13 protein-coding genes are annotated in these 13,888 nt (G+C 42.4%); 5 read left to right on the top strand and 8 right to left on the bottom strand.

Going from position 1 to position 13,888, the window contains the following annotated elements:
• Positions 1-550: 550 nt before the first annotated feature.
• Complete coding sequence (locus IQ457_RS04955) at positions 551-1,117, bottom strand: DNA glycosylase (protein ID WP_446737531.1); 567 nt, start codon at positions 1,115-1,117, stop codon at positions 551-553.
• A gap of 402 nt (positions 1,118-1,519) precedes the next feature.
• On the opposite strand from IQ457_RS04955, the gene upp reads away from it, so the two are divergent.
• A complete protein-coding gene (upp, locus tag IQ457_RS04950; RefSeq protein WP_200662325.1) occupies positions 1,520-2,167 on the top strand; it encodes a uracil phosphoribosyltransferase in 648 nt (215 codons plus the stop codon).
• A gap of 78 nt (positions 2,168-2,245) precedes the next feature.
• Positions 2,246-2,998, top strand: coding sequence for an SDR family NAD(P)-dependent oxidoreductase (locus IQ457_RS04945; RefSeq protein WP_200662324.1), 753 nt, complete (start codon positions 2,246-2,248; stop codon positions 2,996-2,998).
• Positions 2,999-3,022: 24 nt separating this feature from the next.
• Here IQ457_RS04945 and IQ457_RS04940 read toward each other — a convergent pair whose 3' ends face one another.
• The 4 genes from IQ457_RS04940 to tyrS all read right to left on the bottom strand — a co-directional run bounded on the left by IQ457_RS04940 (position 3,023) and on the right by tyrS (position 5,964).
• Positions 3,023-3,679, bottom strand: coding sequence for a hypothetical protein (locus tag IQ457_RS04940; protein WP_200662323.1), 657 nt, complete (start codon positions 3,677-3,679; stop codon positions 3,023-3,025).
• Between the two features lie 202 nt (positions 3,680-3,881).
• Entirely contained in the window at positions 3,882-4,121 is a 240-nt protein-coding gene (locus tag IQ457_RS04935; protein WP_200662322.1) for a DUF1653 domain-containing protein, read from the bottom strand.
• Entirely contained in the window at positions 4,111-4,692 is a 582-nt protein-coding gene (locus tag IQ457_RS04930) for a GNAT family N-acetyltransferase (protein ID WP_200662321.1), read from the bottom strand. The genes IQ457_RS04935 and IQ457_RS04930 overlap by 11 nt, the downstream gene beginning before the upstream one ends.
• 60 nt (positions 4,693-4,752) lie before the next feature.
• The gene (tyrS, locus tag IQ457_RS04925; RefSeq protein WP_200662320.1) at positions 4,753-5,964 is read right to left on the bottom strand and encodes a tyrosine--tRNA ligase; all 1,212 of its coding nucleotides are present in this window, start codon (positions 5,962-5,964) and stop codon (positions 4,753-4,755) included.
• Between the two features lie 119 nt (positions 5,965-6,083).
• Between tyrS and IQ457_RS04920 the strand changes: the two genes are divergently transcribed.
• Positions 6,084-7,463, top strand: coding sequence for an anhydro-N-acetylmuramic acid kinase (locus IQ457_RS04920; RefSeq protein ID WP_200662319.1), 1,380 nt, complete (start codon positions 6,084-6,086; stop codon positions 7,461-7,463).
• Positions 7,464-7,500: 37 nt separating this feature from the next.
• On the opposite strand, the gene IQ457_RS04915 is transcribed toward IQ457_RS04920, so the two are convergent.
• Positions 7,501-8,634: a helix-turn-helix domain-containing protein gene (locus IQ457_RS04915; protein WP_200662318.1), complete on the bottom strand. Its 1,134-nt coding sequence runs from the start codon at positions 8,632-8,634 to the stop codon at positions 7,501-7,503.
• Between the two features lie 37 nt (positions 8,635-8,671).
• A complete protein-coding gene (locus IQ457_RS04910; RefSeq protein WP_200662317.1) occupies positions 8,672-9,322 on the bottom strand; it encodes a hypothetical protein in 651 nt (216 codons plus the stop codon).
• Between the two features lie 217 nt (positions 9,323-9,539).
• On the opposite strand from IQ457_RS04910, the gene fabF reads away from it, so the two are divergent.
• Both fabF and IQ457_RS04900 read left to right on the top strand, forming a co-directional pair.
• Complete coding sequence (fabF, locus tag IQ457_RS04905; protein ID WP_200662316.1) at positions 9,540-10,925, top strand: beta-ketoacyl-ACP synthase II; 1,386 nt, start codon at positions 9,540-9,542, stop codon at positions 10,923-10,925.
• Between the two features lie 150 nt (positions 10,926-11,075).
• Positions 11,076-11,936, top strand: coding sequence for a hypothetical protein (locus IQ457_RS04900; protein ID WP_200662315.1), 861 nt, complete (start codon positions 11,076-11,078; stop codon positions 11,934-11,936).
• Positions 11,937-12,051: 115 nt separating this feature from the next.
• Here the strand turns inward: IQ457_RS04900 and IQ457_RS04895 are convergent, their stop codons facing one another.
• Positions 12,052-13,869, bottom strand: a complete 1,818-nt coding sequence (locus tag IQ457_RS04895; RefSeq protein ID WP_200662314.1) for an aminopeptidase P family protein — start codon at positions 13,867-13,869, stop codon at positions 12,052-12,054.
• Positions 13,870-13,888 lie beyond the last annotated feature (19 nt).

The raw sequence follows: 13,888 nt of genomic DNA, 5'->3' as shown, positions 1-13,888 counted from the left end.
ATAGGGTATTTCTCTTTGCTAGTCAGTCTAAGTCAATAACTTATCCTATCTAGCGAGCCGACTATCATATCATGATGATTTGGTTTGTCAAGCTTTTTTATAATTTGTTTCAATGGGTTAGCCAGGTTGGTTATATGTAATTGACATATAAGTTACTCCGGTTCTCCCTAATGAGGTGCGTATTATAGACGCTTATTTTAATTAGTCAAGAAGTTATTTTTATTTAGTTTGAAATTTTTATCAGCCTACTTAATAGTAGTTTGATGTGTTCTTTCTCGCTAATGGGTGTTTATTCAGTGCCAAAACACTTTCTAAACGCCCTTCCCTTTCGACTGGGTGGCATTATACGCGCTTTTAGTAGGGGGTCAAGGGGGTTTATCCGCTATTTTAGCGATTATCTGAACTTGCCATCAATACTGTTTATTTATCAGTCAGTTAGGGTTAAAAATAATTTCACCTTTATCATAGACTACCTTTTTTGCTTAAAATTGCTTACCTCTCCTATATAAAGGCTGTCTAATAATTATCTTCTATATAGGATATGACACTTCTATAGTTTACCTATCTTTTTAAAGAAATCCTTATAAGCAGCGACTTTTTTATCTAACGCTAAAGGATAGGCGCGTGAGGTTGAAGGCAACCTATATAAGGTAAGATTATTTACATTGGATTTTTTATTATTATCATTTTGCCATTCATAAGGGTAATCCATACTTTGATTGGTCTTCGGATACTTGGATTTGGCAGGTGGCTCAGCTAATAAATTGAGCAACACCTCAGTGGCTTTGCCGCCCGTGGTAAATAGAGTTTTAACCTTTGGTACTTGAGGCAAGATAATATCTAAGTCAACAGGGGTGACAACGGTGAGGTTTTTGTCCGATGCATTACCAGTCTCGCGGATAGCTTGAGTGACGGTAGGACAAGAGGCAATGCCGCGCTCGAACATAAAGGCACGAATACGCTCAGGGTCAAAACGCTTTTCATCGCCTACTCTGAAATAATCAACGTCATCAAAAAACACACTGCCATAGATACGCCACATATCATTATAAAAGTTCGGGTAGTGAAAGCGCATTGCCCATTTATCAGCAGTCGGTGGAAAAGTACCCATCATCATCACGGTAGCATTCGGCGGTAACACTGGACCGAACGGATGGGTTTCTACTTCTGCGGCGCGAGTGTCGAACAATAACGAGTTGGTAGCCAATTTATCAGTAGTATCATGGGTATGGGATGGTTGTGTAGTCATAAGATTCTTCATCAGAAAAGCGGTTTTTTTGTTATCATAGCAAGCCTAAACACTACTTCATTTGTTAGGGCGTTATTATAGTCGAACATAGTTTGCTTAAATAAAACTAACCTTGTTATAAGTGCCTTTGGCTTACTTTTTTATTAAAGCATTAAGCTTACTATTGATGGTCTAGGTATAGGGTTGAAGTGCAGTAAGTGTTTGTATCTTTATTACTAATAGCAACCGCAGTAACTGCGCAAGCATCAGCGAAAAATCAAGAGAGACCTTATGAATGACTTAAAAATCACCGTTATTGATCACCCGTTAGTCCGTCATAAACTCAGCCTTATGCGTGGAAAAGACTGTAGTACCTATAAATTTCGCACCCTAACCAAAGAGCTTGCGCGCTTGATGGCGTATGAAGCGAGCCGTGACTTTGAGATTGAAAGCTTCCCGATGCAAGGCTGGTGTGGCGAAATCACTGGGGAGCAAATTTCGGGCAAAACTGTGACTATCGTTCCTATTTTGCGGGCTGGTATCGGTATGCTCGATGGTGTGCTCGATTTAATCCCAACGGCGAAAATCTCTGTCGTCGGTTTACAGCGCGACGAAGAAACCTTGCAGCCTGTGCCGTTTTTTGAAAAATTTGTCAGCCACATGGACAAACGCCCAGCCCTTATCATTGACCCAATGTTAGCGACTGGCGGCTCAATGGTTGCAACCATCGAGATGCTCAAGAAAAATGGCTGTACCAATATCAAGGCATTGGTCTTGGTTGCCGCGCCTGAAGGCGTGCGTTTGGTGAATGAAGCCCATCCTGATGTGACCATTTATACTGCCGCACTCGACAGCCATTTAGATGAGCATGGTTATATCATTCCCGGTTTAGGTGATGCGGGCGATAAAATCTTTGGTAAGCAGTTATTTAACAAGTAAGACAACGCCTTTAAACCAAGACAAGCTGGCGTTATAAACCATGACACACATACAGAACATCAATGATAAGGATATAAGATGAACGTATTGATTACAGGCGCAAGCGCGGGTTTCGGTAAAGCATTAGCTGAGCGTTTGGTTGCCAATGGTCATCGCGTGATTGGTTGTGCCAGACGCTTAGATAAGCTAAACGCGTTGGCAGATACGTTGGGCGAGGCATTTTTACCTGTGGTCATGGATGTCAGTGACACGGCGTCTATCCCGCAAATCATTGCTGACTTACCGGCTGATTTCAAGCAAATCGATGTCTTGGTGAATAACGCTGGACTGGCACTTGGCACCGAGCCTGCACAAAAAGCTAGTCTTGATGATTGGATGCGTATGATTGATACCAATGTTAAAGGTTTGATGGCGCTCACTCATGCTGTCTTGCCAGCCATGGTCGCACGCGATAGCGGTTATATCATTAATGTTGGCTCTATCGCCGGCAGTTGGCCTTATTTTGGCGGTAACGTCTATGGCGCGACCAAAGCTTTTGTCAAACAGTTTAGCTTAAATCTGCGGGCGGACTTACTCGGAACGCAAGTACGCGTCACCAATCTTGAACCGGGTAATGTCGCGGGCACTGAATTTTCAAACGTGCGCTATCATGGCGATGATGATAAAGCCGCTCAAGTTTATGATGGCTTTAAAACCATGACTGGTGATGATATTGGCGATATTTTATTGTGGTTGATTGAGTCGCCTGCCCATATTAACGTGAATCGTTTAGAGGTCATGCCAGTGGCACAAACTTATAACGGTCTGACCATTGCTAAGCAAGACTCTTAAAGGTTTAGCCGACCATTCGGTTTATTAACGTAATTCATAAGACCGAAGCAATATAGTCGCCTCTATGTTGCTTCTTTTTTTGGCTATGACATTATCTTCATTGACCAAGCGCAATTCCTGAAAATCCAAAATCAATACCTCATTACGCGTGCGCTCGCTGGTATGTTTATTATGACGTATCGGAAATCCTAAAACTTGCTTACCTTTAATTACTATCTGATTGATAATCATGGTCGGATTATTCATAGTAGATTTTGCACTTAACTGTTGAGCATCAATAATCGCGGTGGCAGGATTGAGCGTTGTGATTAACACCTTTGTCTGACGCACGCTTTTTGCTAAATCCCCTGCAAAAAAGAATACTTGCTCTATTGGTAAATACTGGGCATGGCGCATAAGCTCGCGGCGAAATAACGCTGGCATATCGGTATTAAAACTGTCTTCTGTTTGTCGATAAAACGCCGTAAAATTACGGTGTAGATAGCGACCAAAGACGTTGCTATTTATCCAATCTTGATAAACATCATTGGCTAATAATTGCTTTGTAAATGCTTCGGCATCTGGCATATTTTCTGTCATGAGCATGGCTAGCAATAGCGCGCGCGGATTGGTAAATATTTGCTGCTGCCAGCTTTGTGGATATAAGCTGCTATCAAGCAATGCTAAAGTTAACTTGCCCATACGCTAATATCCTTATTAAACAGTGAAACTATGATTTAGTACATATAGTATCTATTATATATGTTTCCTATTACAGTCATTTGCTATCGAATAGCAGCACAGATTGTGTGCTTGGATTCATTTGTCCGCTTTATTTATATAAAAAAGCGTCCTTAAAAGACGCTTTTTATTTGAGCAATGAGTTTTAAGTATTTTTAAAGCCTTAATCAGCTAAGGCTTTAATCAGCTCAAATCTCGGTATTTCTTTACCATCAACTTCAACAGTTTCTGTAAACATCACAAGCGGTCGTGCCCACATGCCATACTCGCCATATAGACAGCGATAAACAACTAACGCTTCTTCTGTTTCTGAATGCTGCGCGGTATGCAATACCTGATAAAGATTGCCTTTATAATGGCGGTAAATGCCTTGGGCGACGCTACTAAAATTATTATTTTCCATGCTTAGCTAGCTTCTCTATTAACTTGCTTTTATGTTCAGGCCATTCATCTTTTGACATGCTATACATCACTGTATCCGAAATAACACCATCACGGCGCACTCGATTACCTCGAATCACGCCATCTTTTTTAGCACCTAAACGCTCAATGGCTTGTTGTGAGCGATGATTATCAATATCCGTGCGCCAACCTACGGTTTGATAGTTCAATGTTTCAAATATATAAGTGAGTAGCATAAGCTTACAGGTGCTATTGACATGCGTGCGCCAATACGATTTAGCATACCAGGTATAGCCAATCTCTAAGCGTTTGCTATTTGGTAAAATATCATGAAAACTCGTTGAGCCAATCGCTTTACCATTTAATTCATCGATAACCACAAAAGCTTTTCTATCAGGCATTGATGCGGCCGTATTGATATAGTCAATAACCTTGTCTGGCTCTGGTACTGAAGTCACGTTTATTTTCCATAGCTCACCATCTTGGCAAGCTTGGGTTAAATCATTGGCATGAATTAACATCAATGGCTTAAGAATAATGCCGTTACTTGATAACGTAGGAAGGTCTAACATCTATCTCTCCTTAAGCCATAATGAACTTAGAAACTCTCGTTACCTAGCTCATTGTCTTAACTAAGCAACTGTCACTTTTGCATACGCCTTTTTGCCTGCCTGGATAACCACTGTCTGACCAGAGGTTAAGCTAAAGCCTGCATCGACCACTTCGCCATCTACTTTTACCGCGCCGCGTTTAATCATATCTTTAGCAGATGAGCTATTTTTGGCAAGCTCTGCTTGGTTTAATATCTGCGTGATAAATAATGCGTCCTGCCCTTCTAACTCTAACGTCACTTCTGGTAAATCGACTGGCAATTCGCCATCAGCAAGCACGTTACCGGCTGATTTGTGCGCATTAGCCGCAGCATCGGCATCGTGGAAGCGCTCAATCAATTCTTCAGCAAGAATACGTTTGATTTCTTGTGGGTTGCGACCTTTTTCCATCTCTGCCATTAACGCTTCGACTTCTTCCATCGGCTTAAAGCTTAAAAATTCAAAGTAGCGACGGATTAAAGTATCTGGCATCGACAGCAGTTTTTGATACATGGTGCCCGGCGCATCGTAAATACCGACGTAGTTGCCGAGGGACTTAGACATTTTATTAACGCCGTCCAGCCCTTCTAAGATTGGCACCGTGATACAAACTTGTGGCTCTTGCCCATAACGACCTTGCAAAGTACGTCCCATTAAGATATTAAAGGTTTGATCGGTACCGCCAAGCTCGACGTCGGCTTTTAGCGCGATAGAGTCATAGCCTTGCACCAATGGGTATAAAAACTCATGGATGGCAATGGGCGTTTGCGCCGCATAGCGTTTAGAGAAATCATCACGCTCAAGCATACGTGAGACGGTCAACTGGCTAGAAAGCTGAATCATATCGCCCGCTGACATGTCTTTAAACCATTCAGAGTTAAAGACAATCTTGGTTTTTTCTTTATCCAAAATCTTAAAGACTTGTTCCGCATAAGTCTGCGCGTTGACTTTGATTTGCTCATCAGTCAACGGCGGACGCGTACTGTTTTTGCCAGAAGGATCACCAATCTTGGCGGTATAATCACCGATTAGAAAATAAATCTCATGACCCAAGTCTTGAAAATGCTTCAGCTTATTAATCAGCACGGTATGACCTAAATGCAGGTCAGGCGCGGTGGGATCAAAGCCTGCCTTGATACGCAGCGGGCGATTCAGTTTTAACTTTTTAACCAAATCGTCTTCAGATAGGATTTCTTGCGTACCACGCTGAATCAGGGCAAGTTGTTCTTCTAGGGTGTAAGTTTGGGTGGTCATGATGCTCTCTTTATTGTCTTTATTTAAAGGGTAACGCGTTTGGGCCAATTAGAATTTCGTAGCCCGTAAAAGATGTTAGAATTTGAGAGATATACTAGCGTTTTTTAAGGTAAATTGCCATGACCAACCCTGCATCGATTGCTGATACTAATGATAATACTGATTCAACTATCAATTATGACGATAATTTAAATAACACTTTGGACAAAACTTTAGATGACGATTTAAATTATGCCACCTTGACCGATGCGCTTGAGCAAACGGTATTTGAAAACTTCGATGATGGCTTATATATCGGCATGATGTCTGGCACCAGCTTGGATGGTATGGATGCGGTACTTTGTCAATTCGGTGGTGAAGAAAACATCCAACAACCGCTACGGCTATTAGCGTCTATTAGCCAAGATTTTCCGCCACGCCTGCGTGAGGTGTTATTGGCACTTTGTCAGCCAAATGGCGTTCAAGAATTAACGCCAACGATGGGAGAGCCTAGTAGCGAATTAGATTGGTTTGGCTGGGCAAGTAAAGAATATGCTGAATTTGCCAGCGACGTGGTCAATAATTTATTGCAGCAGTCCAATACTGATGTAGAGTCGGTGCTGGCGATAGGCTGCCACGGTCAAACGGTGCGCCATCGTCCACAAATGGGCTTTAGCTTGCAATTGCTCGATGCCAATATCATCGCCGAGCGTACTGGTATTAGCGTGGTCAGCGACTTTCGCCGCCGCGATATGGCCGTCGGTGGTCAAGGCGCACCTTTAGTACCTGCCTTTCACCAAGCATTATTTGCTACGCCTGATAGCACACGGGTGTTATTAAATTTGGGCGGTATTGCCAACATTACCGTTTTGCCAGCCAATGCTAACCTTATTAACGCTAATCCTGCTAATGATGCTCTTGTTAATAACAGCCCTGTCATTGGTTATGATACCGGCCCTGCCAATTTATTATTAGATGCGTGGACGGCATTACATACGGATAAAGATTATGATGCTGGCGGCGCATGGGCGCAATCAGGACAAGTCGTTGAGCCGCTACTTAACCAACTGATAGAACATCCATTTTTTGCGCGAACCTATCCGAAAAGCACAGGGCGCGAGGACTTTAACTTAGCATGGCTACAGAATGAGCTGCAAAAGTTCGATCAGGCATCTGCCCATATTCGCTATTCCTCAGCCGATGTGCAGGCAACATTGACCGAGCTGACAGCGATGAGTACCAGTATGCAAATCAACCTGTTTATTAAGGCAAATGAAAATAGCTCGGTTTATGTCTGCGGTGGCGGTGCCTTAAATGATTACTTGATGACTCGCTTGCAGGCGCATTTACCTCACTGCACAGTAGAAACTACTGCCAGCTTGGGACTAAACCCCGCTTGGGTCGAAGCCGTCGCCTTTGCATGGTTGGCACGGCAAACCTTAATGGGGGAAACTGGTAACTTGCCAGCGGTCACTGGCGCAAGTAAAGGCGTGGTATTGGGTCAAGTTTGTTTTGCTTAACACAAAAAAGCTAGAGATATTCTCTAGCTTTTTTGACTTAGCTAACTTTTAAACCTAACTTCTCTGCCTTATATTTTCTAGTATATATCGATTGATCCAAATTAATTGATAACAAATGTTCTAAAAATACTGGCTTAACATACAAGTCATCACATAGTTTTTCAACATAAATATTTTCTTTTTCTGCTAAGTAAGTAAAACAACTCTCAAGTAACTCAGGTTTCTCTAACTCGATAAGATTATCCTCAGATTCCTGTTTTGACTCTCCTTTATTTTTCAAATATATAATACCAGTACGGTACTGACTCTCTGTTAATAAGGATAATTGTTTAGCTCTATAAAGAGTAGCTGCCTTACTAACTTTGAACTGTTTTTTAAACTCGGACATATTATCCCATCTAAATCTTCCATTACTAAAAATAGAAGGAAAATATTTAATCATTATTGCTCTTGGAAGCAAAAATGCACCTGCAAAATGATTTGCTTGACTCTCTGTTTTCCTACAACCAGTTATGATCCCATCATGAAATAGTAAATGTGCTAGCTCATGGGCTAAATCAAACCTCAAACGACAAGCACTTTGTTTGGAAGAACTTCTGACAATAATTGGACGCTTAAGAGTGACTGAAAGAGCATCTATATCTGAGTTTTCGCCATGCTGATCATACGATATAACAACTATACCTAAGTTTTCACATAACCGAGTCATGTTACTGATAGGGCCAAGACCTAAATCCCACTCTTTTCTACAATATTCTGCTATTCTCTCTATATCAAGAGGCTTATCTATATCAAATCCATCTAGTTTTGGTAAATCAAAAGCAGGTAAAGTAACTTTTCCATTTAATCTTTTTTCAACCTTGGTTAATAGTCTATCAACATACTCAGCCGTAGAAATTAATGACTGCTTATCTATTTCTTTTGAGCGTTGTAACTTTCTAAAATGTACCTGATCTTCTTGCACTGTAGCTTTATCTTGAGAGAAAAAATCAGCTTTTACATTATATATGTCTGCTATATTTAAAAGCATTTCATTATCTGGAATACTTTGCCCTGTTTCAAATTTATGTAGATACTGTCTAGAAATGCCAAGCTGATCAGCCACATCTTGTAAAGACATTCTATAAAAATATCGAACTAGTTTTAGCTCGATATTGTTTAAATTTAGCATAATTTTTCCTTACGAAATCTTATAAGGAAGCGAAAAGTCATTCATTAGCAGCGCTATCTGTACTAGAATCAACAGAAGCAACTGGTTTGAGTGAATCGGATCCGCTCTCTAAGAGTTTAGCTTTAGGTATTTCTTTCGGTTTTTCATCAATAGTATCAGAAGTAAATGTCACACTATTTTGAACTTTATCAGATGACCATTCACCTTTCATACACCATGACTCATCAAAAATTTGCAGTCTTACGTACGTCTCACCATTCGAGTCAGAATCATTTTCAAAAAAGAAAAAACCAAATAATGGGTTTTCTAAACTCGTATCTCTAAATAGATCGAGATTGTTAGAGTAATTATCAGATAGATTAAATAAATCTAAAATATCCTTGTTATTCTTCTTTTTCCGATATTCTGAAGGCAAGCTTCTAATAAATCTAAAATACAATGATGAATCAACAAGTTTTAAAATAGCTCTTCCACTGCCACTTAAATCTTCAACGGTCTTATGTTCTGTAGCATATTCTTTAATTGCACGTAATGACTTACCATATAAATTAGTAGCTAAAGTGTAATTATTATCATACTGGGTTGAATTTGATTCCTCTGTTAATCCATATACATATAATAACTTTTGTGCCAAGCTTTCCAAAATTTCTTTCGAAATCAAGCTTTCAACCTCTATATTATTTTCCATAATAACCCTTATTTGTTCTAAAAATATATTATGTCAACTATTTTAAAGCTAAATTAAAAAAATGTAAACTACATAATTACACTAAATCTACAGACTTAATTAGTTATAGAGTTGGTCTACCAACTAGTTAATTTTAGTTTACACACGTGCACTTATGTGTTTTATAATAACGGTTAAAATACCTTCTTTTTAGGATCGCACGTACAGGATATATCGCATGAGCCAACATAGCAGTTCACCAAACGCGCAAGCCGCCGACTCTAATGCTGCCACTGTCCAGCAAACTCTGCGCCAAAAGCCGCCCCATTATGAACGCCCAGACGAGATGCGTGTGGTGGTCACCGGTATGGGTGCGGTGACACCTTTAGGATTAGACGTCGCAAGCTCGTGGACGCGTCTACTTAATGGCGAGAGCGGTATCGCGCCCATTACTCATTTTGATGCAACCGACTATCGGGCGCAAATTGCGGGCGTGGTCAAGGATTTTGATGCCAAGCAATATATGAATGCTAAAGACGCGCGCCGCTATGATGAGTTTATGCATTATGCCGTTGCAGCTTCGGCTATGGCGTTAAAAGACGCGGGCTTTATCGATGAAGTGAGCGCAGCTGATGCACCTGTACAAGATGTCGAGCAAGAGCGCTTTGGCGTGATCTTAGGGTCAGGCATTGGCGGTATCCAAACCATTGAAAACAGCCGTGATACCCTACGTGACAAAGGCGCTATGAAGGTTTCGCCCTTTATCATTCCAGGTTCTATCGTTAATATGGCTGCAGGTTTGGTCGCTATTAAGCATACTTTACAAGGCCCAAACCTGGCGACCTCGACTGCCTGTACCACCGCAACCCACGCTATCGGGCTTGCGGCGCGTTTGATTGCCTATGGCGATGCCGATGTGATGCTGGCAGGTGGTAGTGAAAAAGGCTCGAGCCCGCTTGGAATGTCAGGTTTTGGGGCGATGCATGCCCTCTCAACTCGTAATGATGAGCCAACCAAAGCCTCACGGCCGTTTGATAAAGAGCGTGATGGCTTTGTGCTCGGTGATGGTGCGGGTGTCATCGTCCTTGAAAGCCTTGCCCACGCCAAAGCACGCGGCGCAACGATACTTGCTGAGCTGGTTGGCTTTGGCATGAGTGACGATGCCAGTCACATTACCGCGCCACCAGAAGATGGTAGCGGTGCAGCGCGCGCCATGCGCAACGCCCTAAACGATGCCGGTATTGAGCCTGCCGTCGTTGGCTACGTCAATGCCCACGGTACCAGTACCCCTGCGGGTGATGTTGCCGAATCTATCGCTATCGAAACCGTTTTTGCGCCCGTTAAAGACAGTATTTTGGTCAGCTCGACCAAATCGATGACTGGTCATTTATTGGGTGCCGCTGGTGGCATCGAGGCTATCTTTACTGTGCTTGCCCTGCAACATCAGCAGGTACCGCCGACCATTAACTTGGATAATGTTGAAGACAACTGCAATCTCGATTACGTCGCCAATCAATCACGTAAAGTTGATAATCTGCAATATGCAGTTTCCAATAGCTTTGGTTTTGGTGGAACCAATGGGTCGCTTATATTTGCCCGTTGGCCGGTGCAACCATCAAGCTAAAACGCCTAAAACAACGTTAAAAATGCTAAATAAATGTTAAATAACTATTATTTTAGCCGTTGTAACCTTGGTGTCAGATTTGCTACGTTTGACCACTTGCAGCCCCTTATCGTACTTGCGTATGATAAGGGGTAATTTTATGCAACATTTATGGAAGATACCATGTCAAGCTACTCATTTTCCCATCAGTTTTATCAGCGCTGGACGTGTGCGCCAGACCCTGTACGCGCCTCTATCATCCAAGAACTTACCGATATCACTACCCTCTTACAACACGACACGCCATTTGAAACCTTTGTTTTTAGCACTCATGACTTAGACGACCATCTTGATACTCTTTATGAAAATCATGAAGCCGAACAAGCGATTGCCAAAGCCATTGCCGAAAAACAAGCAAAAGAGCGCGCCGCTGCCGAAAAAGAGCGTTTGGAAGAAGAACAACGTTTAGAAAAAGAAAAACAGGCAAAAGCAGCAGTAGACGCTAAGCAGAAAGAAGAAGAAACATTAAGGGCAGCAGAAGCGGCGAAACAAGAGCAACAGCACAATGAGCAGCCAGCTCATAAACAAGCTACCAGTGTTGATGACAATGCTAGTAGTAAAAATATTACTAGTAAAAATGACACTGACGCAGTAGACAAACTGGAAGCTACTAAAACGGATGCTACGAAAATTGCTACTGACACTGATAAAAAATCCATTCAAGAACCTGCTAATATTGCAAATGTGACAAATAGCGCAAACGATCATAATATGAAAACCATTATCGATAAAGCGGTTTCAGACGCTGCTATTCCTTTGTCTTTAAAAGATACTAAACTTGGCGCGAGTCACCCAGAATTAATTCGCGAGCTTGAGATGCATGTCGATGACTATTTAAGCGAGCAAATGATGCAAATTTCTGAGAATTTAAAATCTTGGTTACGGGCCGAATTGGCACAGCATTTAACCGAACCTGATACCGCCACTACTATTAAAAGTAATGAAAGTATCGCTAAGAAAAATATCCATTAGCGATAAAAAACCTGATTTAAATTAGGTGTTTCTTCATATAATTAGATACTAAAAAGCCCCATCGATATTGACGGGGCTTTTTAATATCTTCAATGCAAGAATATAAGCTTTTGCCTTAGATAGCTTTAGTACGCTCAGTTAACCACTCAAGCGCCGCACCTTTAACGCGATCTTTTAGCTCGGCATAGACTTGGCTATGATAATCATTGAGCCAATCAATCTCGACTTGGGTTAATAGTGCAGGCTCAATCAAACGTGTATCGATTGGGCAGTAAGTAATGGTTTCAAAGTTTAGGAATTGGCCAAACTCAGTCTCAGTCGGATTCGCAACCGGCGTATTGACCACCAAGTTTTCGATACGAATACCCCATTTACCCTCGCGGTATAAACCCGGCTCATTACTGGAAATCATGCCTTCTTTCATGGCACGTTCTTTTGGCGTACTGGCACTATAAGCAATGACCTGCGGGCCTTCATGGACGTTTAAGAAATAACCAACGCCATGACCGGTACCATGACCGTAGTCCATCTGTGCTTGCCACAAGGGTGCACGGCAAATCGCATCGATGAGCGGTGAAGCAATACCATCAGGGAAATGTGCTTTTGCTAAGGCGATATGGGCTTTTAGCACAGTGGTGAAGTCGCGTTTATGCTCAGAATTTACTTGTCCAATACCGACCACACGAGTGATATCGGTGGTACCGTTTTGATATTGCGCACCTGAGTCAATGAGCAATAAGCCGCCCTCGCCTTCAGCAACATCAAGGTAGCTGAATTTTTCTGGCGTCGCACGGTAATGCGGCAAAGCACCATTTTCGTTAAAGCCTGCGATGGTTGGAAAGCTTGGCGACACATAATGCGGCTGCTGACTACGGACTTCGATGAGCATACTGTCGACATCCAACTCACTCAAACGCTCACCGTCTGCTAGGCGTTTTTCAAATGTCGCAAAAAACTCACTTAACGCTGCGCCATCTTGACGCATCGCTTCGCGCACATGCTCGATATCCGCCGCAGACTTCACTGATTTGAGTAACGTACTTGGCGCCATCTGCTCGATAAAGCCCACATCGTCGGCCATTTTTGATAACGTACCGACCGCCACTTTGCTTGGGTCTAACAATAATAAATCCTCTGACGTTAAGGTAGCTAATGCCTCTTGCACCGCATCATAATCCGCAAGCGCGATACCGCTGTCTTTTAGCGCTTTTTCAATCTCGCTACTGACTTTATTATTATCAACAAACAAGGTCGCTTTATCTTCGCTAATGAGCATATGCGCTAAAAATACCGGATTATAATCAACGTCCGCACCGCGTAAGTTGGTCAACCAAGCGATATCATCTAAGCTTGATAGCAAGTGATGGCTTGCGCCTGCCTTCGCCATACCTGCGCGCACGGCAGCAAGTTTTGAGCTAGCGGGCTGATCGATAAATTGCGCATCGTGTTGGTAGAGCTGTGCTGATGGCAATGCTGGACGGTCTTTCCATATGTCGGTCAATACATCGCGCTCAGTAATTAAAGTAATATCTTTGGCATCAAACGCATCGAGCAATCTGTCTTGCTCAGCGATAGACAATACATTGCCATCCACCGCCACGCTATCGCCTTCGGCTAAGTTTTGCGCTAGCCAATCGATATGATTTGGCTGACCAGGAGCCAGTTTTTCCAAAGTAATACCCGTGCCTTCTAGCTGATGCGCGGCGTGTACCCAGTAGCGACTGTCTGTCCATAGGCCAGCAAATTCAGCGGTAACGACCAGTGTACCAACCGAACCTGTAAAGCCTGATAACCACAAACGCGCTTGCCAATATTCTGGCAAGTACTCAGACAAATGCGGGTCTGCTGACGGTACGATAATCGCCGTTAAATCTTGTGCGGCAAGCGTTTGGCGTAGACCATCAATACGCTTGTGGATGTGTTGTTTATTCATGAAAGGTGTCCTTATTACT

The organism is Psychrobacter sp. M9-54-1 (genome assembly GCF_016613355.1).
Lineage (GTDB): Bacteria > Pseudomonadota > Gammaproteobacteria > Pseudomonadales > Moraxellaceae > Psychrobacter > Psychrobacter faecalis.
The sequence above is the reverse complement of the archived record's forward strand: the minus strand, read 5'-3'. Positions and strand labels throughout refer to the sequence as shown.

What these genes read in the sequence shown, in the direction of transcription:
- IQ457_RS04955 (WP_446737531.1), bottom strand. Translation starts at nt 1,117, where the DNA reads ATGATGATGGGTACTTTTCCACCGACTGCTGATAAATGGGCAATGCGC.
- upp (WP_200662325.1), top strand. Translation starts at nt 1,520, where the DNA reads ATGAATGACTTAAAAATCACCGTTATTGATCACCCGTTAGTCCGTCAT.
- IQ457_RS04945 (WP_200662324.1), top strand. Translation starts at nt 2,246, where the DNA reads ATGAACGTATTGATTACAGGCGCAAGCGCGGGTTTCGGTAAAGCATTA.
- IQ457_RS04940 (WP_200662323.1), bottom strand. Translation starts at nt 3,679, where the DNA reads ATGGGCAAGTTAACTTTAGCATTGCTTGATAGCAGCTTATATCCACAA.
- IQ457_RS04935 (WP_200662322.1), bottom strand. Translation starts at nt 4,121, where the DNA reads ATGGAAAATAATAATTTTAGTAGCGTCGCCCAAGGCATTTACCGCCAT.
- IQ457_RS04930 (WP_200662321.1), bottom strand. Translation starts at nt 4,692, where the DNA reads ATGTTAGACCTTCCTACGTTATCAAGTAACGGCATTATTCTTAAGCCA.
- tyrS (WP_200662320.1), bottom strand. Translation starts at nt 5,964, where the DNA reads ATGACCACCCAAACTTACACCCTAGAAGAACAACTTGCCCTGATTCAG.
- IQ457_RS04920 (WP_200662319.1), top strand. Translation starts at nt 6,084, where the DNA reads ATGACCAACCCTGCATCGATTGCTGATACTAATGATAATACTGATTCA.
- IQ457_RS04915 (WP_200662318.1), bottom strand. Translation starts at nt 8,634, where the DNA reads ATGCTAAATTTAAACAATATCGAGCTAAAACTAGTTCGATATTTTTAT.
- IQ457_RS04910 (WP_200662317.1), bottom strand. Translation starts at nt 9,322, where the DNA reads ATGGAAAATAATATAGAGGTTGAAAGCTTGATTTCGAAAGAAATTTTG.
- fabF (WP_200662316.1), top strand. Translation starts at nt 9,540, where the DNA reads ATGAGCCAACATAGCAGTTCACCAAACGCGCAAGCCGCCGACTCTAAT.
- IQ457_RS04900 (WP_200662315.1), top strand. Translation starts at nt 11,076, where the DNA reads ATGGAAGATACCATGTCAAGCTACTCATTTTCCCATCAGTTTTATCAG.
- IQ457_RS04895 (WP_200662314.1), bottom strand. Translation starts at nt 13,869, where the DNA reads ATGAATAAACAACACATCCACAAGCGTATTGATGGTCTACGCCAAACG.